At 60.5% G+C, this 21,472-nt stretch carries 9 protein-coding genes, 1 other RNA gene and 2 pseudogenes; 8 read left to right on the forward strand and 4 right to left on the reverse strand.

Translation table 11 applies throughout. From position 1 onward, the window contains the following. Positions 1–174: 174 nt before the first annotated feature. Positions 175–430, reverse strand: a pseudogene (locus AACV31_RS08250) (integrase); the annotation flags it as partial. On the opposite strand from AACV31_RS08250, the pseudogene AACV31_RS08255 reads away from it, so the two are divergent. Together AACV31_RS08255 and AACV31_RS08260 are read left to right on the forward strand one after the other, a co-directional pair. Continuing rightward, positions 422–619: pseudogene (locus AACV31_RS08255) on the forward strand (hypothetical protein); the annotation flags it as partial. The pseudogenes AACV31_RS08250 and AACV31_RS08255 sit on opposite strands and share 9 nt — an antisense overlap. Before the next feature lie 7 nt (positions 620–626). Beyond that, entirely contained in the window at positions 627–953 is a 327-nt protein-coding gene (locus AACV31_RS08260; RefSeq protein ID WP_165157003.1) for a hypothetical protein, read from the forward strand. A gap of 248 nt (positions 954–1,201) precedes the next feature. On the opposite strand, the gene ssrA is transcribed toward AACV31_RS08260, so the two are convergent. Beyond that, positions 1,202–1,565, reverse strand: a transfer-messenger RNA (tmRNA) gene (gene ssrA, locus AACV31_RS08265). A 612-nt stretch (positions 1,566–2,177) separates the two neighbouring features. Here ssrA and AACV31_RS08270 point away from each other — a divergent pair. From AACV31_RS08270 to AACV31_RS08285, 4 genes are all read left to right on the forward strand, one after another. Then, on the forward strand, positions 2,178–14,363 hold the full coding sequence (locus tag AACV31_RS08270; RefSeq protein ID WP_165157005.1) for an Ig-like domain-containing protein: 12,186 nt from the start codon (positions 2,178–2,180) through the stop codon (positions 14,361–14,363). Positions 14,364–14,448: 85 nt separating this feature from the next. Continuing rightward, on the forward strand, positions 14,449–15,798 hold the full coding sequence (locus AACV31_RS08275; protein WP_165157007.1) for a TolC family outer membrane protein: 1,350 nt from the start codon (positions 14,449–14,451) through the stop codon (positions 15,796–15,798). A 23-nt stretch (positions 15,799–15,821) separates the two neighbouring features. After that, entirely contained in the window at positions 15,822–17,957 is a 2,136-nt protein-coding gene (locus AACV31_RS08280) for a type I secretion system permease/ATPase (protein ID WP_165157009.1), read from the forward strand. A gap of 9 nt (positions 17,958–17,966) precedes the next feature. Further along, entirely contained in the window at positions 17,967–19,136 is a 1,170-nt protein-coding gene (locus AACV31_RS08285; protein WP_007763448.1) for an HlyD family efflux transporter periplasmic adaptor subunit, read from the forward strand. Between the two features lie 367 nt (positions 19,137–19,503). Here the strand turns inward: AACV31_RS08285 and smpB are convergent, their stop codons facing one another. Next, positions 19,504–19,986 (reverse strand): SsrA-binding protein SmpB, encoded by a 483-nt coding sequence (smpB, locus tag AACV31_RS08290; protein ID WP_007700985.1) that lies wholly within the window; start codon positions 19,984–19,986, stop codon positions 19,504–19,506. A gap of 148 nt (positions 19,987–20,134) precedes the next feature. Between smpB and AACV31_RS08295 the strand changes: the two genes are divergently transcribed. After that, positions 20,135–20,572 (forward strand): type II toxin-antitoxin system RatA family toxin, encoded by a 438-nt coding sequence (locus AACV31_RS08295; protein WP_007763442.1) that lies wholly within the window; start codon positions 20,135–20,137, stop codon positions 20,570–20,572. Continuing rightward, positions 20,562–20,852, forward strand: a complete 291-nt coding sequence (locus AACV31_RS08300; RefSeq protein WP_007763440.1) for an RnfH family protein — start codon at positions 20,562–20,564, stop codon at positions 20,850–20,852. Before AACV31_RS08295 ends, AACV31_RS08300 begins: the two co-directional genes overlap by 11 nt. A gap of 103 nt (positions 20,853–20,955) precedes the next feature. Here AACV31_RS08300 and bamE read toward each other — a convergent pair whose 3' ends face one another. Beyond that, positions 20,956–21,300, reverse strand: coding sequence for an outer membrane protein assembly factor BamE (gene bamE, locus AACV31_RS08305; RefSeq protein ID WP_007763433.1), 345 nt, complete (start codon positions 21,298–21,300; stop codon positions 20,956–20,958). Positions 21,301–21,472: the final 172 nt, after the last annotated feature.

Consider the following 21,472-nt stretch of genomic DNA (forward strand, 5'->3'; position numbering starts at 1 on the left):
ACCCGAAAGGGTTCCAGAGTTCGAATCTCTGCGCTTCCGCCAACCAATTTAAGGGGATGCCGAAAGGCGTCCCCTTTCCTTTTGGGGCTGTTGGAATATTGTTCAACTTTACCCTCCGAAATTTCAGTCGTGTCCCGTCAGAAGTGGTGCATCCAGTGAGGGATTTACCTTCACTTATCGAGCATAAATCAGCACCTGACTTTCCATTTTGTGACCTGAAAAAGTTGTTTGTCGCGACTCGACCCCTCATAGTCAGAGATGCTTTTCGCTTTGATGTCATGGAAGTTACAACCAAAGACTACCCCGGCTTTTTTCTCGGCGGCTCGTTCCACCCGTTGTTGAGCGTTTTCGCCGTGACCTTTCCGCCTTTGCTGGTGGGCACGACAAAATATCCATTGGTACCAAACATGTTGCATGCTAACTGAATCGCAGCAGCGACGAAGAAGATCGCCGCACCGTAACGACTGCTGACGTTGTGAAAGAGCTGGCTGCTGTTAACTGGAACTGGTCGCTAAAACAGGCGAACGAATGGATGGAGGCCTGCCTGACGACGTTTAAAGACATATCGACCGAGGAGGGTGAAAGCCGTACCCTGGTGATGTACAACCTGAACGGAGGAGCCGATTATGGGCTTCCTGTCTCCCGCCACCGATTTTATCGAGCGCCGCGTAACTCTCGATGGGATATGCGCTATTGGTATGAACAGCCGCATCGTTGAGACTTCTACCGGCTACGCGGTGATCGATATCAGTTTAATGCCTAGCATCGGTGTCACGATTCTATTCTCACTGTACGGCAATACACAGTTCGGCTTCATCACTAAAAGCGCGATCATTACAGACGATGGCGAGGCGCTAGAAGGGACTTCTCTGGATAATGTGCAAGTAGTTGGTGTCGTAACCCATACCATTCACAGCATGGATAGCATCACGAATCAACGGCCAGTCATTTAATGCCCCCATAAACTACTCTGCCTATGAAGAGCAACTTAAGTCCTGAAACATGACTTCAATTACGGATGGGTTTTCGTTACTCATAGTTACAAATAGAAAAACCCCAGACCGTGGGATCTGGGGTTCTCTCAGAGTGCACGTGCATTTCACGTGTATATTTTTGTCTTTTCTCGGTCTGCATACTGTCTGGTCAGTGTCCGTAAGTGACTGTATTTATTGCCTCTGTCCGGTTGCAGTCCTATCAAAAGTGGTGGAGCTGGCGGGAGTTGAACCCGCGTCCGAAATTCCTACATCCTCGGTACTACATGCTTAGTCCAGTCTTTACATTCGCCTGGCAGCTGCGGACGGACACGCCACTACCAGACTAGCCTGATTAGTTTTAACGCTTCAACCCCAGGCAGGGTATCCACGCGATCTCTTTTAGGTTTGACCTCTCTTGATCCCCGTCCTAAGAGCGGAGGCTAGGGAGAGAGGGCTCTAAGCAGGTTATTAAGCTGCTAAAGCGTAGTTTTCGTCGTTTGCGACTATTTTTTTGCGGCTTTTTACGAGGCCAACCGCCCCTCGGCATGCACCTTGGGTTTCGCGAATCCCGTCGAATCCAGAATCAGCCCCAAAAGTGTAACGCTAAGTATAACAGAGTTTACCCATGCGTGACCAGTCCATATCGCTTCGCATGGGGATTGCTGCTTTTTTGCGCTTTTCGTTGGGTGGCGCTGAAGTTGCATAAAAACGAGAGAGTCCTCACAAAATGATGAACTGGCTAAATATAACACTCGCCAAATACCCCTCTGCCTTCCAGGTAAATAAAAGCGCATTCAAAATAGGATATATTTTTACGCTTCTTTAAAAATGCGTTTATTAATTCATTTTTGATGATTTCCATTGGCATTAATAACGGTTGTGGCCTTCTTTGAAATTCCCTTTATTTAGCAATAAATTAATTGAGCTAGACCATCTTTTTTAGTTCTGCAAGCCCTCTTTTTTTTATGATTTTTTTGCCAAACCGCACCGCGTTGCTTATACATTTTGTTAAGGTTTTGTACATATAAACCGCTTCGCTTTTCACTAAATCATTGTTTTTATGGTTTTTTACAAGTATTTCAACTCGTTTCGAGTAAATACACCTCCCCGCTGCCGCCCTGTCTGGTAAGGGGTAACCCATAAGTGTCCATTAATGAACACTTATGCAGGGCTGTGTGCTTCCCCAGTCAGAGGAAATGAAGAATGGCCGTTCAAAATAGTCTTTCGCCAACCGTCGATATTCTTAATCAGGATACGGGAAATGTGATTACCCATTATTCACAGAATGCTGACCGGGTGGTCAATTTATCCCAGACCAGCATTGTGCGAATAAATGCTTCTCCCGAAACGGTTAATTCTTACGAACGGCAGGGGAATGACCTGATTGTCCATATGAAAGACGGGACAACGGTTCGCTACCAGAATTTTTTCCATCTTGATGCGGAAGGCCAGCACAGCGAACTCATCTTTGAAGATGACAAGGGCGTGCATCATGCGCTGTTTCCGTTCGCCTCTGAACCCGGCCCGGCGGTCGCCGAGGCGATCACCCCGACGCTGGCTGACACTTCGCTCGGCGCGCTTACCGGCGCAGAAGGGCTGACCACGCTCCAGGCGCTGGGCGGTATCGCGGCGATCGGCGCTATCTCGGGCGTGGCGATTGCGGCCAGCAACAGCAGCGACGGTGGCGGCAACAACGACAACAATAACGGCGGCGGCGATAACGGCGGCGGCGATAACGGCGGTGGGGACAATGGCGGCGGTGATAACGGCGGCGGCGAAACTCCGGACCCGGCGGAAATCGCGCTCGATCCGCTTACCGATGACAACATATTAAACAGCAGCGAAGTGTTGCAAAATCAGGTGCTAAGCGGCGTGGTGGATGCCGCCAATGCGGGCCGCACCATCACGGTTACGCTCAACGGCAACACCTACACCGGCGTTATCGGCGCCGATGGCAGCTGGAGCGTGACGCTGCCCGCGAGCGCGCTGCAAACCCTGCCGCAGGGGCTCAATACCATCACCGTGACGCTGATTGACGTCAACGGCAACACGGTGAACCAGACGGTGGATATCAACGTCGATACCGTGGCGCCCGGCTTACAGCTGATCCCGTTTACGGATGGCGTGCTGGGCGGCGAACAGGCTGCCACGACGCAAATTCTGCGCGGCTCTACCGGCGTAGCGGAAGAAGGGCAAACCGTTACCGTCACGCTGAATGGCAAAACCTATACCGCGACGGTCGGTGCGGACGGCAACTGGCAGGCCGCCATTCCGTCTGCGGATCTCCTGGCGTTGCAGAACGGGCAGGAGTATGTGCTCAATGTGAGCATCACCGATCTCGCGGGCAACACCACCACCAGTGAAACGCGCTTTACGGTCAACTTTGACCGGCCGGTGCTGGCGGTGAATGATTTCACGGGGGATAACGTACTCGACGGCTCAGAACTCGCGGTCGATCAAATCCTGAGCGGCACCACGCAGAATATCGCTTCTGGCACCGTCGTTACGGTAACGCTCAATGGCCAGAACTATTTCGCCACCGTCGGCGGCGACGGCACCTGGCAGGTGACTATCCCGAGCGGCGATCTCCAGGCGCTCGCCAACGGCACCGCGACGCTCACCGTTAGCGTGCCTGACGGCGCCGGCGCGCCGCTGACCGTTACCGATACCCTGACCGTCGATCGCACGGTTCCGTCGGTTTCAATCGCCATTCTCTCGACCGATGACTACCTCAACGCGGCGGAAGCCACCCAGCCGCTGGAAATTCGCGGCGTTACTACCGTGACCGGGCCGGGCGCGCAGGTAACGGTGACGTTTAACGATAAAACCTACACCGCCGTGCTGGACAGCGCAGGCAACTGGAGCGTGCTCATTCCGGCGGCGGATCTGGCGACGCTGCCGGATGGCCCGCGCACCGTGACGGCGACCGTCACGTCCGGGCAGACCACCGCCACGGCGGATCGCGTGATAAACGTCGAGATTAACGATCTGCCTGATCCCACCATCGTCACGCCGTTCGGCGACGGCGTGCTGAGCGCGGCGGATCTGCAGCAGAACCAGACGCTCACCGGCAACACGGGCGTCAGCGGCAGCGGCCAGACGGTCACCGTACAGCTCGGCAGCCAGACGTTTACCACCACGGCAGGGGCTGACGGCGGCTGGAGCGTAACCATTCCTGCCTCGCAGCTGCAAACGCTGCCGCCTGGGCAGACGCCCATCGTGGTTACGGTCACAGACGGTGCAGGCAACAGCGCCAGCACCAGTTCAAGTGTGACTGTCGACAGCACGCCGCCCGCGCTCTCGCTCTATGCGCTGACCGACGACGGCAAGCTGAATGCCCAGGAGCTGGCCACCGATCAGGTGCTCTCTGGCAACAGCTCTGAAGCGGGGCAGACCGTCACCGTTACTCTCAACGGCCAGACATACACCACCACCACCGGCAGCGACGGCAACTGGCAAATCACGCTGCCTGCCGCCGATCTTGGTAATCTTGCGCCTGGCGCCAATGCGATTGTGGTCACCACCACCGACGCGGCGGGCAACACCGCGCAAGTCACTGATTCGCTGAACGTAAAAACCACCCAACCGTCCGTTACCGTCACGCCGTTCACGGGCGATAACGCGCTCGATGCGGCGGAGATCAAAACCGCGCAGCCGTTGCAGGGCAGCGTGACCAATGCCGAACCGGGCAGCGTGGTGACGGTGGCTATCGGCGCGTGGAGCACCACGGCGACGGTGGATGCGGCGGGCAACTGGCGCGTGGATGTGCCTGCGGTGGTGCTCCAGGGGCTGGCTAATGGCGATAACGCCATTCAGGTGAGCGTCACCGATACCTGGAACCAGACGACGACGATACAGGCGCCCATCACGGTGGATACCGCGGCGTCCGGCGTCGCCATCAGTATTATTTCCGATGATGATTTTATTAACCGTGCCGAGGCGGATTCGCCGTTAACCATTCGCGGCACCAGCGCCGGGCTCCCGGCCAATACCGACATCACCGTCACGCTCAACGGCATCAACTACACCGCGACGGTCGACGCCAGCGGCAACTGGCAGACCACCGTACCGGCGGCCGATTTGCAGGGGCTGGCGGACGGCACCTATGAAGTCACCGCCACCGCGCAGCAGGGCGGCGTCAGCGACAGCCATACGCTGACCGTTATTATCAACAACCTCCCGGATACCACCATCGATCCGCTGTTTACTGACGGCACTTTAAGCCAGGCGGAAGCGGGCGTGGATCAGGTTCTGACCGGTAAAACGGGCGTTACCGGCGCAGGCCAGGCGGTGACGGTCACCCTTAACGGTCAGGCGTATCAGGGCACGGTGGACGCGAACGGCAACTGGTCAGTGACGCTGCCTTCCGGCGCGCTGGATGCCCTCACCGGTAATGATTCGCCGGTGCCGCTGCAAATCGTCGTGCGCGATGCGGCGGGCAACAGCCAGACCACCACCACCGATTTTACCGTCGATGTTGAAGCGCCGACGCTGACGATTAATCCTTTCGCGCAGGATGACGCGCTGAACATCACCGAAGCAAGCCAGGCGCAGGCGTTCTCCGGGGTCGCGACAGGCGCGGCGCAGGGCGACGCTATCGCCGTCACGCTGAACGGGAAAACCTATACCACGACGGTGACCGGCGCGAACGGCGAATGGTCAGTAAATATTCCGGCGGCGGATCTCCAGGCGCTGCCGAACGGCCAGGCGCAGTTTAACGTGACGGTGACGGATGCCGCAGGCAACACCTCAACCGCCACGCGCCCGATTACCGTCGCGGTCGATCCGGCGCGCGCGCCGCTGCTGACCATCGATCCGGTCGGAGGCGACGGCGTGATTGACGCAGGCGAGCGCGCGAGCGGCGTGACGCTGAGCGGCACCGCCACCAACGTTACTGCAGGCCAAACCGTCACTATCACGCTTGGCAATGACACCTTCACCGGCGTGGTGGATTCCGCTGGCCGCTGGGAGGTAAATCTGCCAGCCGACGCCTTAACGGGCCTGGCCAACGGCACTTACACCATCACGGCAGCGGTGAGCGATGCGGCGGGCAACAGCGTCAGTCTCGATCGCGGTTTTAGCGTCGACACCGATATCAGCGCGCTGACGGTCGCGCCAGTGACCGGCGATAACCGCGTCTCGCTTGACGATATCGCAGGCGGTCTGGTGCTGAGCGGCAGCAGCGTGAACTTCGCGCCGCAAACCACGCTCACGATTACGCTTAACGGCAAGCAATACACCGCTACCACCGGCGCCGACGGCAGCTGGAGCGTCACCGTACCGCGCGCCGACGCGCTGGATATCAGCGACGGCAAAGCGACGCTGACTGTCTCTGGGGCTGATGAAAACGGCGCGGTCGTCTCCGGCAACCAGAGCTTTACCATCATCACCACCGACCTGCCGGAAGTGACGCTGAATACGCCGTTTACCGACGGCATCATCAGCGCCGCTGAAGTGAGCGCAGGCGGCGCGCTGAGCGGCTCTACCGGCGTGAGCGGCGCAGGACAAACCGTCACCGTGCAGTTTAACGGCGAGACCTATAACGCCGTCGTGGACAGCAGCGGCAACTGGGCCGTCACGCTGCCGCCTGCGGCGCTGCAAGGGCTGACAGACGGCGAGACGCCGCTGGTCGTTACCGCGACCGACGCTGCGGGCAACCAGAACACGTCGCAAAGCACTATCACGGTCGATCTCTCCGCGCCGGTGCTGACCGTGAACGACATCACCGCCGATAACATCGTCAATGCCACGGAAGCGGCGCAGCCGCTCACCATCAGCGGCAGCGCGACGCCATACGATCCGCAAAACCCGCAAACCGTGCAGGTACAGATAGGCGGGCAGAGCTACAGCGCGCTGGTGCAGAGCGACGGCACCTGGAGCGTGACGCTGCCTGCGGGCGCGCTCACCACGCTGCCGGATGGCCCGGTCAGCGTTATCGCGACCGTCAGCGACGCGGCGGGCAATACGTCGAGCGAAAGAGTCTCGCTGACGCTGGATGCCTCGCCGGTGAATGCGCCGCTGGTGGCGGTCAACACCGTAGCGAGCGATAACTTTATCAACGCCACAGAGGCGCAGTCGCCGCTGCAAATTACCGGCACCACCACCCGCGTGGAGGCGGGACAGACCGTGAGCGTCACCCTGAACGGGCAGACGTACACGGGCGAGGTGCAGCCGAACGGCACCTGGAGCGTGACGGTACCCAACGCGGCGCTGGCGCAGGTCGCCGACGGTCAGCAGATTATCGGCGTGACGGTGACGGACGCCTCAGGCAACCAGGCGTTTGTCCAGTATCCGGTCACTTTTGCGGCTCAGCCGGGCTCGCAGCCGCAGCTGACGCTAAACGCCATTGCGGGCGATGACATCATCAACAGCCAGGAGAGCGGCCAGGATCTGACCATCACCGGCACCTCGCTGAATCTCGCGCCGGGCACGATAGTCAGCGTGGTGTTCAATAACGTCACCTATACCGGCACCACCGGGGCTAACGGCCAGTGGAGCGTGACGGTGCCAGCCTCGGCGCTCTCCGCTCTGCCGGATGACGCCTATACCGTCACGGCCACCGCCCGCGACGCGGCGCAAAACACCGCCACCGACAGCAGTTCTGTGTCTGTCGATACCACCGTGCCCGCGAACGGCCTCAACCCTGGCAGCTTCCTGGACGACGGCATTCTGAACGTCAGCGAATCGCTGACCGAGCAGACGCTTGGCGGCACCACAACGGCGGGCTCGACGGTTGAACTGGTTATCGGCGGGCAGACCCTCTCTACGGTGGCGGGCAATGACGGCACCTGGAGTATCACCATTCCGGCGGCGCAGTTGCAGGCGCTGGATAACGGGCCGCAGCAACTGACGCTCAACGTCACCGCGCCGAACGGCAATACCAGCACGCTGCCGCTGCCGGTCACGGTCGGTAACGACACCGTACCGACTGTCGCCATCGGCACCGTCTTCACCGACGGGCTGATTAACCTGGCCGAAATTCAGAGCGGCGGGGTGATTAGCGGGACTTCGACCGGCCTTGCGCAAGGCACGCCGATTGTGGTCACTATTGGCGATGTCAGGCTGGACGGCACCATTGGCGCGGGCGGCGCATGGCAGATTAACGTCGGCGCGGATGCGCTGGATGCGCTGCAAAACGGCCAGTACGCGCTGAACGTCACCGCGCAGGATCAGTATGGCAACCCGGCGACGGCGGGCGTGGCGGTGGATGTGCTGCGTACCCTGCCGACCGCGGCCGTACCGGACCCGCTCTTTGGCGACAGCAGCATCAATCAGAGTGAAGCCGCGCTCGGCCAGCAGCTCACCGGTAACACCGGGCTGACTGGCGCGGGCCAGACGGTGCAGATCACTATCGACGGCGGCCAGCCGATTACCGGCACCGTAGATAACAACGGCAACTGGACCGTGGCGCTGACGCCTGCGCAGATAGACGCGCTGGCGGAGGGCGATCACACCCTTTCTGTCACCGTGTCTGACCGCGCGGGCAACAGCGTGACCAGCCCGGATACCGCCTTTACCGTTTATGCCGATCCGCTCCCGACGCCGGTTGTGACAGTACCGTTTACGGATGGCGTTCTGAATGTCGCCGAAGCGGACGCGGGCGGCACGCTCAGCGGCACCACGGGTCTGCCGGCGGGGCGCGTCGATACCGTGATGGTGAGCCTCAATAACGGCACGATGGTGCAAGCCACGGTGGATGCCGACGGCAACTGGTCGCTGCCGCTCACGCCTGCGCAGTTGCAAGCGCTGCCGGATGGCACCATCCCTGTCACCGTGGTCGTCACCGATACGGCGGGCAACACCAATACCGGCACCTCCAGCTTTGAAGCGCGCATTAACGCCGTGCCGGACGCCACCATCAATACGCCGTTCATCGACGGCGCGCTCAATAACGCCGAGGCGGGCGTGGCCCAGACGATTACCGGCAGCACCGGCGTCAGCGGCGCGGGCCAGACGGTGGAGATTGTGCTGAACGGTAATACGTACACCGGCACGGTGCTTGAGAATGGCGACTGGTCGGTGACGCTCCCGTCCACGGCGTTTTCGGGCCTGACGTCGGGCAGTACGCAAAACTTCACGGTGAACGTCAGCGACGCCTACGACAACGTTGACAGCCAGCCGGGCTCGTTCCAGGTTCAGACGCAACTGCCGACGCCTGTGGCGACCACGCTGTTTGGCGACAACGACATTCTGAACATCAGCGAAGCCAACGGAGCGCTGACGCTTGCCGGCACGACGGGCATTACGGGCAATAACCAGTATGTGACGGTAACTATCGACGTTAACGGCACCACCTATGTGGCGAATGTTGATAACGCAGGCAACTGGACGCTGCCGCTCCCGGCGGGCGCGCTCTCCGGGCTGACGCCGGGCGAACACACGCTAACCATTGTGGCGCAGGATAACTTCGGTAATAGCCAGGATATTGACGTGACATTCCAGGCCGCGCTGACGCCGCCGCAGGTGGCGCTCACCCAGCCGCTGTTTGGCGATGGCTACGTCAATATCACCGAGGCGGGGGCCGCCAGCGCCATTAGCGGCACGCTGACCAGCGATCTCCCGGCGGGCAGCCAGATAACCGTTACCCTTGGCAATCAGACCTTCGGGCCTGACCGTGTGACCGTGACCGGCAACACCTGGACGCTGAATCTCACGGCTGCTGACTGGGCAAGCGTACCCAACGGCCTCCAGTCAGTGAATGTGAGCCTGGTGGATGGCGCGGGCAATACCGCCGCCACCAGCGCGCCGCTCTATGTGTCGCTTGCCGCGCCGACGCTCGCCATCGACGCGCCGTTTGGCGGCGACGGCCTGAGCGGGGCGGAGAGCCAGCAGACCCAGACCATCACGGGTACGGTGACCAACGTCGAGCCGGGGCAGACCATCACGGTCACGCTCGCAGGCCAGACCTTCACTACCACGGTACAGAACGGCAATACCTGGTCGCTTCAGCTCTCACCGGCGCAGCTGGCGACGCTTACGAACGGCACCGAGCAGATCACCGCTACGGTGACTGATAAAGCAGGCAACGTCGCGACCGCGCCTGCGGTGAATGTAGAGATCGACACCACGCCGCCCGCCGTCGCTGTCGCCATCAACCCGGTGGCGGGCGATAACATCATTAACGCGGGCGAGCTTGGCGATGCGGTGACCATTTCCGGCACCACGCTTGGCGGCGTGACGGAAGTGACCGTGCAGATTAATGGCGCGACCGTCGGCACGGCGACCGTTCAGCCGGACGGCAGCTGGTCGCTGGATGTGCCCGCCACGCAGTTCCCGGATCAGGGCAACTACACCATTGTTGCGACGACCGACGGCGCCACACCTGCCGCCACCAACGTAACGGTGACGCTGGATACCGTACCGCCGGATGTCACTATCAGCGCTGTTGCGGGCGATAATATTATCGATGCCACCGAAGCCAGTCAGCCGCTGGTGCTGAGCGGCACCGCCAGCACCTCTGAAGCGGGGCGTCAGGTTACCGTCACGTTCAACGGGCAAACTTACTATGCCGTGGTGGGTAACGATGGCGCGTGGAACGTCACCGTGCCGCAAAGCGCGCTCAACGGGCTGTCTGACGGGAGTTACCCGGTCACCGCGACGCTGACCGATGCGGCGGGCAACACCGACACCGCCACCCGTAACGTCACGCTGGATACCACCGGGCCGCTGCTGACCGTAGACGCCGCAGGCGTGCCTGCGGTGCTTAACACGGTGAATGCGGCGGGGGGCCTGCTGTTGCAGGGCACCGGCGAGCCGGGCCAGACCGTCACGCTGCGTCTCGGCCCGTTGACCGAAACCGCCACTGTGGATGAGAACGGCAACTGGAAATACACCTTCCCGCAGCTGGATCTCAATACGCTGACCGACGGCGCGCAGGTCATCAACATCTCCTCCACCGACGCGCAGGGCAATACGTCCACCAATAACGTCGCGCTGAACGTGGCGCTGAATCAGGGCCTCGGCATCCTGGTGAACGATCTGTTCGGCGGCGACGGCATCCTGAACGTGGCGGAATCGCTGGTGACGCAGACGCTGACCGGTCAGCTGAGCGGCGACTACCGCGGCGCGACGGTGACTGCAACGCTCGTCGGCACCGATGTAAACATTCCGCTGAACGCGCTGGTGGCTGGCGACGGACGCATTTCGGTCGATTTCCCGCCAAGCCTCTGGCAGGGCATTGTCGATAACACCCTTCAGGTGCAGCTCAACGTCACCGATGCCTTTGGCAACGTGCGTAACGAAATTATCGACATCAACCTCGCGCTGACCGATGTCCCGGTGGTAAGCCAGGTGCTGGTCGGCACCGATAACCTGATTAACTTTGCCGAGAGCACCGTTAACCAGACCATCAGCGGCGTCGTCAGCAATGCGGAAAATGTCTCGTCGATTATTGTTAACTTCGCGGGCCAGCGCCTGACGGCGGTGGTGGATGAGGCCGGGCGCTGGACGGCGACGCTGCCGTCCACGCTGCTCGGCGCGCTGCCGGATGGTCAGGCCGCGCTGCAGGTGGTGGTGACCGATAATGCGGGTAACGTCAATACTACCGGCGCGACCTTTAACGTCGCGATTAATAACCTGCCGACCATTAATATCGGCTCGCTGTTCGGCGACGGCACGCTGAGCATTCCTGAACTGTTGCAGGGCGTGCTGAGCGGCACCACGACGGGCCTCGCCGGGCAGACAATCACCATTCAGATCGGCAACACGCCAGCGTTTACGGCGACGGTCGGCCCGAACGGCGTCTGGAGCGTCAACCTGCCGGAAGCCGTACAAACCGCGCTGACAGGGTTAGCGACCGGAAACCAGACGGTGACCGTGACCGCGTCTGACGCCAGTGGCAATACCGCCTCCGCGACGGGCTCGCTGACGCTGGATCTGGTGGCGCCTGCGCTTACCTCGCTCTCGGTCTTCGGCGACGGGCTGCTGAATGCCACTGAGGCGCTGGTCAGCCAGACCATTTCGGGCGTGGTGACTAACGCGACGGCGGGCTCCAGCGTCAGCGTGGCGCTCGGTTCACGCACCTTTACCGGCACGGTAGGCACCGGCGGGCGCTTTACTATTCAGCTTAACCCGACCGATCTCGCCTCGCTGGCGGAAGGCTCACTGACGCCGCGCGTCACTATCACGACGCCGGACGGCAATACCACAACGGTTAACGGCGCGCCGGTGGTGGTGGGCATTACCTCGCTGCCGACGGTCGCCATTAATACGCTTTTCGGCGGCGACGGCTGGCTGAACGCGACGGAAGCGAACGCCGGGCAGCTCATTACCGGCACCAGCAATCTCGCGAGCGGTACGGTCACGCTTAACGTGGGCGGCAGCACCTTTACGGGGGCCATTAATAACGGCGCCTGGTCGGTGAACGTCCCGGCCGCGACGCTGAAAGGCCTTCAGGACGGCACGCTGACGGTCAGCGCCAGCGTTACCGACCCGGTGGGCAACGTGGCGACCGGATCGCAGGTGGTGAGCGCGATTGTCCAGGCGCTGCCGCAGGTGGCGGTCAATCCTGTCTTTGGCGATAGCAACCTGAGCCTGAGCGATTTGCTCAGCCCGCAGCTTATCAGCGGGACCGCCACCAATCTGGCGGCGGGCAGCGCGCTGACGGTTAAACTGGGCGCGCTGACGTTTAACACTACGGTGCGCGCCGACGGCACCTGGCAAGTCTCGGTGCCGACTACCTCTCTTCAGGGGCTGACCGACGGCCCGCTCAGCGTTACCGTGACGGCCCGCGATGCGGCAGGCAACACCGCCAGCGCCAGCGGCGGGCTGACGGTGAACATCGGCGCGCTGCCGACGCTCGCCATCACCTCGCTGTTTGGCGATAACGGCCTTAACGCCACCGATATCCTGAGCGCCCAGACCATTACCGGGACCAGCACCAACGCCGTGGGCTCGCAGGTCACGGTGTCGCTCGGCGGTAAAAACTACGTCACGACCGTCGGTAGCGACGGCACCTGGCAGTTGTCGGTGCCGAAAACCGATCTCAGTGGGCTGCTCGACGGCTCGCTGACGGTCAACGCCAGCGTCACCAACCCGGCGGGCAACAGCACCAGCACCAGCGGTCTGCTGAATGTGGTCACTCACTCGCTGCCGACCGTGTCGCTCACCTCGCTGTTCGGCAACGACGGTTACCTCAACGTCAGCGAAGCGGGCAGCGGCCAGACCATCAGCGGGAAAATCAGCGGCGCGGCGGATGGCGCGACGGTGAAAGTGACGCTCGGCACTAACACCTATAACGCCACTGTCGCGAGCGACGGCACCTGGACGCTGCCGGTCACCAGCACCATCTTGCAGGGGCTGAACAGCGGCGCGCTGAAAGTGGGCGTGTCGGTGACGGACAAAGTGGGCAACGTCAACAGCACCAGCAGCGACGTAACGGTGAAACTCACGACCCCGACGCTGACGTTTACGCCGCTGGCAAGCCTTAACCCGCTCACGCTGCTCTCGACCGGGCTGACGCTGCGCGGCGGCTCCGCCAACCTGGCGCCGGGCTCGGTGGTGCATCTCTCGCTGCTGAACGGAACGGTCAACACCACGGCGCTGACCGACAGCAACGGCAACTGGTCCGCGAACCTCGGTCTGGGGCTGAATATTCTGCAACTGCTGTCGCTCTCCAGCGTCCTGAATATTTACGCTACCGATGTGGCGGGCAACACCGGCTACCTTAACGTGGGTCTCGGCGGACAGATTATCTCCACCACGCCGCCAGCCACGTTCGCCGCCGCGAGTGTCGAGCATGAAGCCGCGCTGTTCGCCCTTGCCGATGAGAGCAGCCAGACCGCGACGCAGACCGACAGTCAGCAAACCGCCGCGACGGCGAAAATCGCCGCTGTCGCCGCGATCACAGAAACGAATAATGAGGACAGCACTACCCCGGCGGACGACAGCGCCAGCGTGACGGGTGGCTATACTATTGGCGGGATCAGCATCGATCTCGCCGACGGCACCAGCTATAGCGGCGAATCGGTGCAGGGCAGCAGCGGCAGCGACACGATTCACCTCGCCACGCTCGGCTTTGCGTCGCTCGACGGCGGCGCGGGGACCGACACGCTGGTTATCGATGGCGTCAATATCAAACTCGACCTGACCGCGCTGAGCGGACAGATCCAGCACATCGAGATCTTCGACCTCGGTAAGTCCGGCACCAACAGCCTGACGCTGGATCTGCACCAGGCGCTGACCTTAACCGACAAGCCGGAAGACGATCTGCTCGTCAAAGGCGTGAACGGGGATCAGGTCAATCTGGTGAAAGGCGGCAGCGATATCTGGGAAGTGAGCGGACAGCGGGAAGTGGACGGCCTGCAGTTCGACGTCTGGCATAACAGTTCGCAAAGCAACACTCTGGGAGATGTTCTGATCCAGCACGGACTGCACGTCAATATGGTCTAACGCCACGGTGCCTCAGGGATGAGGCGCCTGCGTCATTTTAACAATATCACCGGCCGCGCAGACGGCGTCATCAAGGTGGAACAGGATGCACAACAACACAATGCGCTACAGGCGGCTGGCATTGCTGCTGACCACGGTCTTTTTAAGTTTTCCCGCCGTTTCACAAGAGGAGATAGCCTGGCAGACGGCCCCAAGCGAGCAGATCCAGGCGCAGCTCACCATAAAAGAAGCCATTCTTCGCGCCTTTGCGCGTAACCCCAAAATCGCACAGGCCGCGGCGCAAATCCGCGTCGGCAAGGCCAATCTGGAAGAGGCGCAGAGCGCCTGGTTTCCGCAAGTCTCCTTACAGGGCAATGTCGGGCGCAACCATCGCACCGACTCCTCAGGCTCCCTCAACAGTAACGCCGCAGGCGGCGTGAACCTCAAACAGCTGATCTACGATTTCGGCAAGACCGGCGGCAGTATCGACGAGCAGGAGAATCTCTCCGAAGCCTACCGCTTTCAGCTTTACGACACCCTGAATCAGGTCGGGATGCAGACGCTCCAGGCGTATTTACAGGTGCGTCGTTACCAGAGCCTCGCGGCGGCGGCCGAGCGAAATCTGGCATCGCTGCGTTCGGTACAGAACATGGCGGATTTACGCTCAGAAGCCGGGCTCAGCACCCAGTCTGACGTGTTGCAGGCGCAAAGCCGCATCGCCGGAATGAACGCCACGTTTGAGCAATATCGCGCCCAGGCCCGTTCGGCCCAGGCGGCGTTAAGCGTGCTTACCGGCGTGGTGGCCGACACGCTGCCGGATCTGCCGGAGGATTTGCTGCGCCAGCCGATCACGCTCAAATCGCTGCCTTATGAACAGACCAACGCGGTGCGCGCCGCGCAGGCCAAACAGCTGGCCGCCGAACAGCGCATCCGTCAGGCGCAGGCCCAGCACTGGCCGACGGTGTCGGTGCAGGCTGGGCGCACGCGCTACCAGAACGATAATGCCAACTACTGGGATGATCAGGTTCAGCTGGTGGTGGACGCGCCGGTTTATCAGGGCGGCGCCGTGAGCGCCCGCGTGGAGGCGGCAGAAGGCGATCGCGCCAGCGCCCGCGCGGATGTCGAGGCGAGCAAGCTTGATATTAACCAGAAAGCCGCCACCGCCTGGGCCGATCTGACCGGCGCGCAGCAGCGCCAGCAGGCGGGTGAACAGCAAATAGCCAGCGCCGGGCACGCCCGCGAGGTGTACCGCGATGAATACCGGCTCAGCAAACGCAGCCTTAACGATCTTCTGAGCATCGAACAGGACGTTTTCCAGGCCGACACGCTCGCCATTACCGCCCGCTATGACGCGTGGGATGCGGCAGTGCGCTACGCCGCCGCGGTGGATAACCTGCTCGATATGCTCGGCATTGAACGCGCCCGCATGACCGGCGATACCCTGCCGTCGCTGTAAGCGCGGCACTTTAAGGAGTAGCGATGTCCCAGATCCCCGATACCGAAAGCTGGATCCGCGCCATGACGCGCGCGGCCGGGCGCTTCGGACTGCCCGCCGACGCGCCGGCGGTGCGCCAGCAGATGCGCTGGTTTGAAAATTTGCCGCTGGAGCCGCGACTCGACCGGCTCGCGGCGCTGATGGGCTTACAGGTGCGCCTGACGCCCATTACCAATATGCGCTGGAACAGCCAGACGCTGCCGGTCATCGTGCAGCTGGAAGAGGGCGGGTTGATGCTGCTGGAAGCCATCGACGCCGACGGCGTGGTGACTTACTGGCTGAGCGAGGGCGGCGATCTGGTGCGCGAAGAGCCGCTGGATGAGTTACTGAAGCGCGTCAAACCGGACGTGGCGCTGCTCGGTATCGCCGCGCGCGGGCGCGACGCGCGCATCGATGATTTCACCCGCCCGTACGAACAACACTGGTTCTGGCGCCACTTCCGGCACGCCGGACGTAAGCTTGCGGAGATTTCGCTGGCGTCGGTGCTCGGCAACGTGCTGGCGCTGGCAGGCATCCTGTTCTCGATGCAGGTCTATGACCGCGTGATCCCGGCGGAGTCGTTCCCGACGCTGTGGGTGCTGTTCTTCGGTGTGCTGCTGGCGGCGCTGTTTGAGTTTTTCATTCGCCTTGCTCGCACGCACGTTTCCGACATCATGGGCAAGCATATCGATCTCAATGTGTCGTCGCTGTTTTATGCCCGCGCGATGGCGATTAAAAATGACGAACGGCCGAAATCCACCGGATCGTTTATCTCGCAGCTGCGTGAAATCGATCAGGTGCGCGAGCTGCTGACCTCCACGACCGTCGGCGCGGCGATGGATATTCCGTTCGTGCTGCTCTTTCTGGGGATCATGGCGCTGGTGGGCGGACAACTGGTGGCGATCCCGCTTATCGCGATCCCGCTGATTGTGATCCCAGGGCTTTTGATCCAGTGGCCGATGGCGAAGCTCGCCAAAGAGGGGATGCGCGAGAGCGCTATCCGCAACGCCGTGCTGGTGGAGTCGATCGAGGGCGTTGAAGATATTAAAGCGCTGCAGGCGGAGCCCTATTTTCAGCGTCAGTGGGAACACACGCACAGCGTCGGCGCGAGCATCGGCATGAAGCAGCGCGTCTGGGGCGCGCGCTTAAGCGGCTGGGCCTCGACGGTGCAGCAAATTACCTACGCCGGCATGCTGGTGTTCGGCAGTTATCTGGTGCTCGACGGGCAAATTACCACCGGGACGCTGGTGGCGTGTAGTTTACTTTCTTCACGCACGCTGGCGCCGCTGATGCAACTGACGATGGTCTTTTCCCGCTGGCAGCACGCCAAAACCGCCATGAGCGGGCTGAATGAACTGCTGAAAAAGCCGCTCGATAAAGAAGCGGGCAGCAAGATGGCGCACTGCCCGGTGCTGGCGGGCCATTATCAGCTTCAGGATGTGCAGTACAGCTACGACAAAGAGAAGGGCGATCAGGCGCTGCTGGTGCCGTCGCTTGAGATTAAGCCTGGCGAGCGTGTGGCGATCCTCGGCAAAGTGGGCGCCGGGAAATCCACCCTGCTGAAACTGCTTTCCGGTCAGGCGCAGGCGAGCAAGGGCAAAGTGATTATCGACGGCGTGGATCTGGCGCATATCGATCCGATGGATGTGCGCCGCCAGGTGGGGTTTTTATCGCAGGAGTCGCGGCTCTTTTTCGGTACGCTGCGCCAGAACCTGATGCTCGGGCACCCCAACGCCACGGATGCCGAGCTGTTGCAGGCGCTGCGTATCAGCGGCGCGCTCTCGATGGTGCAGCATGACGCCGCAAGCCTCGACCGGCTGATTAACGAAGGCGGGCGCGGGCTTTCCGGCGGGCAGCGCCAGATGGTGCTGTTGAGCCGTCTGCTGGTGCGTAACCCGCAGATTGTACTGCTGGATGAGCCGACCGCCTCGATGGATGAACAGCTGGAAAGCTATGTTATTCGCCAGCTTCATCAATGGCTGACCGGCCGCACGCTGGTGCTGGTGACGCATCGCCCGGCGCTGCTGTCGCTGGTTGACCGGGTGGTGGTGATGGAGAATGGCAAAGTGGTGGCGGACGGCCCGCGCGACGCCATTTTGCAGACGGCGCAGCGCAACAGCAACGTCGCCTCGGTGGCGTAAGGAGCATTGATGAGCCAATTAACCATGCAGGAAGAGCTGGCGCGTCAGGGGCGTTTTTATTCGTCGGTTATCTGGCTGACGCTGGCGGCGCTGGTGCTGTTTTTCGTCTGGGCGTGGTTTGCGACGCTCGATGAAGTGACGGTCGGCACCGGCAAAATTACGCCGTCGAGCCGCGCACAGGTGATAGAGAGCCTGGACGGCGGGATTGTCAACGCACTGATGGTACATGAAGGCGATGTGGTGGAGCGCGGGCAGATGCTGGCGCGGCTCGATCCGACGCGGTTTCAGTCGAACTATGGCGAGGCGGCGGCGAGAGCGCGCGCGCTGCGCGCCTCCAGCGAGCGGCTGCGCTCGGAGCTGACCGGCGAACCGCTTCAGTTTAGCGAGGAGTCGTTGCGTGAACCGGCGCTGGTGGCCCGCGAACGTCAGCTCTATGAATCGCGCCGCCGCAACCTTGACGAGACGCTGGAGAACCTGCAAAAAACTTACAACCTGGTGATGGCGGAGCTGCGCATGACCCAGCCGCTGGTGGCGAAAGGCGCCGCCAGTGAAGTGGAGGTCATTCGTTTGCAGCGCCAGGCTGCGGAGCTGAAAGGCAAAATGGACGACGCGCGTAACCAGTTTGCGGTGCGCGCGCGTGAGGAGCAGGTGAAGAATAACGCCGATCTCGACGCTCAGTTGCAGGTGATGGCGGGCAAGGCGGATCAGCTCGATCGCGCCACGCTGTTTTCGCCGGTGCGCGGGGTGGTGAAAGATATCCAGGTGACGACGGTGGGCGGCGTGCTCCAGCCCGGCGGCAAGCTGATGGAGATAGTCCCGCTGGAAGATCAGTTGCTGGTGGAAACGCGCATTAATCCGCGCGATATCGCCTATATCCGGCCTGGGTTACCGGCGACGGTGAAGATCACGGCCTACGATTCGTCTATTTACGGCGATCTGAAAGGCGAGGTGGAGATGGTCTCGCCCGATACGCTCCAGGATGAAGTGAAGCGCGATCAGTTTTATTACCGGGTTTATGTGCGCACGCAGAGCGCGGAGCTGAAGAACCGCAACGGCAAGCGCTTCCCGATCCTGCCGGGGATGGTCGCGAACGTGGAGATTAAAACCGGACAAAAAACGGTGCTCGATTATTTGATTAAGCCGCTCAACAAGGTGAAAGAGGCGTTAAGGGAGCGGTAGATTTGTGGCGTGATAGTGAGGTGGCGGATGTTATTGATATTGAGTTGGCGGGTGCGCTGCGCTTACCCGCCCTACGCAGGGATATCCATAAGTTTGTAAGGTGGGTAAGCGCAGCGCACCCACCGGAGATAACAAGTGGCGATGCAGCCATGTAGGGTGGGTAAGCGCAGCGCACCCACCAAACGAGATAAATGGCGATGCAGTCATGTAGGGTGGGTAAGCGCAGCGCACCCACCCGAGATAACAAGTGGTGATGCAGCCATGTAGGGTGGGTAAGCAAAGCGCACCCACCGCGCTGTACCGGCACGTCTCGCGCTCACAATGACCATAAAAAAACCGGCTGTCGCCGGTTTTTTTGTCGGTACGCTTAGCGCCCTGCGTTTTTCATAATGCGTGCTTTATCAAGCTGCCATTCGCGCTCTTTCAGGTCGGAACGCTTATCGTGCTGCTTCTTACCTTTCGCCACGCCGATTTTGACTTTGCACCAGGCGTTTTTCCAGTACAGCGATAACGCCACCACGGTATAACCTTCGCGGTTCATGCGGCCATACAGACTATCCAGCTCGCGCTGATTCAGCAGCAGCTTACGGGTGCGCGTCGGGTCGCAGACTACATGGGTGGACGCCACGTTCAGCGGCTGGAAGTTTGCCCCGAACAGATACGCCTCGCCATCTTTCAGGATCACGTAGCTGTCGCCGATGTTGGCTTTGCCCGCGCGCAGGGATTTTACTTCCCAGCCCTGGAGCGCCAGGCCTGCTTCAAACTCTTCTTCGATGAAGTACTCATGGCGGGCGCGCTTGTTGAGCGCAATAGTGGCTGAGCCAGGTTTGTGTGCTTTTTTCTTGGTCATAGTGCCGCTCAGTATAGGTAATCCGGTCGTAAAACGCACCCCTTTCCCGGGGTGGAAAAGGGTTATCTTAGCATGTCTGCCGGCGAGTTTTTGTTTAATGGATGATAAATGTTATTATTTCTAAGTCGTATGACTCACAGGAAATACTATGCCCCAGATTAGTCGTACTGCCCTGGTGCCTTACAGCGCTGAGCAGATGTATAAGTTAGTGAACGATGTGAAATCCTACCCTGAGTTTCTGCCAGGCTGCGTAGGAAGCCGCGTGCTGGAATCGTCTCCGGGCCAGATGACGGCGGCGGTCGAAGTGTCGAAAGCCGGCATCAGCAAGACGTTCACCACCCGCAATACGCTGATCAGCAATCAGAGCATTTTGATGCATCTGGTCGATGGCCCCTTCAAGAAACTGATGGGCGGCTGGAAATTTACGCCGCTGACCGAAGACGCCTGCCAGATTGAATTCAATCTCGATTTTGAATTCACCAACAAGCTCATCGAACTCGCGTTTGGCCGGGTGTTTAAAGAGCTCGCCTCCAGCATGGTGCAGGCGTTCTCGCAACGCGCCAAAGAGGTTTACAGTGCCGGGTGAGATTCAGGTGGAAGTGGCGTATGCCCTGCCCGAAAAACAGTACCTGCGGAAGGTAAAACTGCCTGAAGGCGCATCGGTGGAAGAGGCGATTATCGCCTCCGGCCTGCTGGAGCTGCGTAAAGATATCGATCTGAAGAAGAATAAGGTCGGGATTTACAGCCGTCCGGTGAAGCTTGCCGATAGGCTTAATGACGGCGACCGGGTGGAAATTTACCGGCCCCTGATAGCCGACCCGAAAGAGCTACGCCGCCAGCGCGCCGAACGCGCGGCGAAAAAGTAAGCCGCGGTACGCATTACTCTCGGTGGGCGTCAAGCTCATGCCATAAAACGCCCAATAAAAAAGGTGCCTGAGGCACCTTTTTTCGTTTGAGCATCATGCGCGATTAACGCTTCGCGTCGAGCTTCGGTTTGTTATCCATATTGGTCAGCACGCCGTTGCTGTTGAAGGTCAGGGTCAGCGTTTGCTGAGTGACATCCTCATGGCCCGGCTGCTGACGGAAAACGTAGAACCACGTATTGCTGCCGAACGGGTCCGTCATCATCGGCGTACCCAGCGCGTAAGCAACCTGCTGTTGCGTCATGCCGATACGGATTTTAGCAATGTCGGTAGGCGTCAGGTAGTTACCCTGGTTAATGTCGGGGCGGTAAACCACTCGCTCCAGAGTAGAACAGCCTGCGGTCAACATCAGAAGGACCGCTGCGGCAGCAGTCAGCGTTTTACAGCGCATAGTGATTAGATTCCTTTTCGGGCCCGAGCAACACGCGGCTCATACATAATTAGCCGATGATAATAAACCTTCAGTCAGTTTAAAACCTTAAGGCGCTTCACTATGACCGTAGCGGAGGAAAAAAGTTAGCCCAAAAAGCGATTAAAGCACGCCGCGCGCTTCTGTTGCTGCT

Origin of the sequence: Cronobacter sp. EKM101R (assembly GCF_963888145.1) — a bacterium.
In the GTDB taxonomy this organism is placed as follows: Bacteria; Pseudomonadota; Gammaproteobacteria; order Enterobacterales; family Enterobacteriaceae; genus Cronobacter; species Cronobacter turicensis.

Excerpts from the sequence above, each read along its gene's own strand:
- AACV31_RS08260 (WP_165157003.1), top strand. The coding sequence starts at position 627 with ATGGGCTTCCTGTCTCCCGCCACCGATTTTATCGAGCGCCGCGTAACT.
- AACV31_RS08270 (WP_165157005.1), top strand. The coding sequence starts at position 2,178 with ATGGCCGTTCAAAATAGTCTTTCGCCAACCGTCGATATTCTTAATCAG.
- AACV31_RS08275 (WP_165157007.1), top strand. The coding sequence starts at position 14,449 with ATGCACAACAACACAATGCGCTACAGGCGGCTGGCATTGCTGCTGACC.
- AACV31_RS08280 (WP_165157009.1), top strand. The coding sequence starts at position 15,822 with ATGTCCCAGATCCCCGATACCGAAAGCTGGATCCGCGCCATGACGCGC.
- AACV31_RS08285 (WP_007763448.1), top strand. The coding sequence starts at position 17,967 with ATGAGCCAATTAACCATGCAGGAAGAGCTGGCGCGTCAGGGGCGTTTT.
- smpB (WP_007700985.1), bottom strand. The coding sequence starts at position 19,986 with ATGACCAAGAAAAAAGCACACAAACCTGGCTCAGCCACTATTGCGCTC.
- AACV31_RS08295 (WP_007763442.1), top strand. The coding sequence starts at position 20,135 with ATGCCCCAGATTAGTCGTACTGCCCTGGTGCCTTACAGCGCTGAGCAG.
- bamE (WP_007763433.1), bottom strand. The coding sequence starts at position 21,300 with ATGCGCTGTAAAACGCTGACTGCTGCCGCAGCGGTCCTTCTGATGTTG.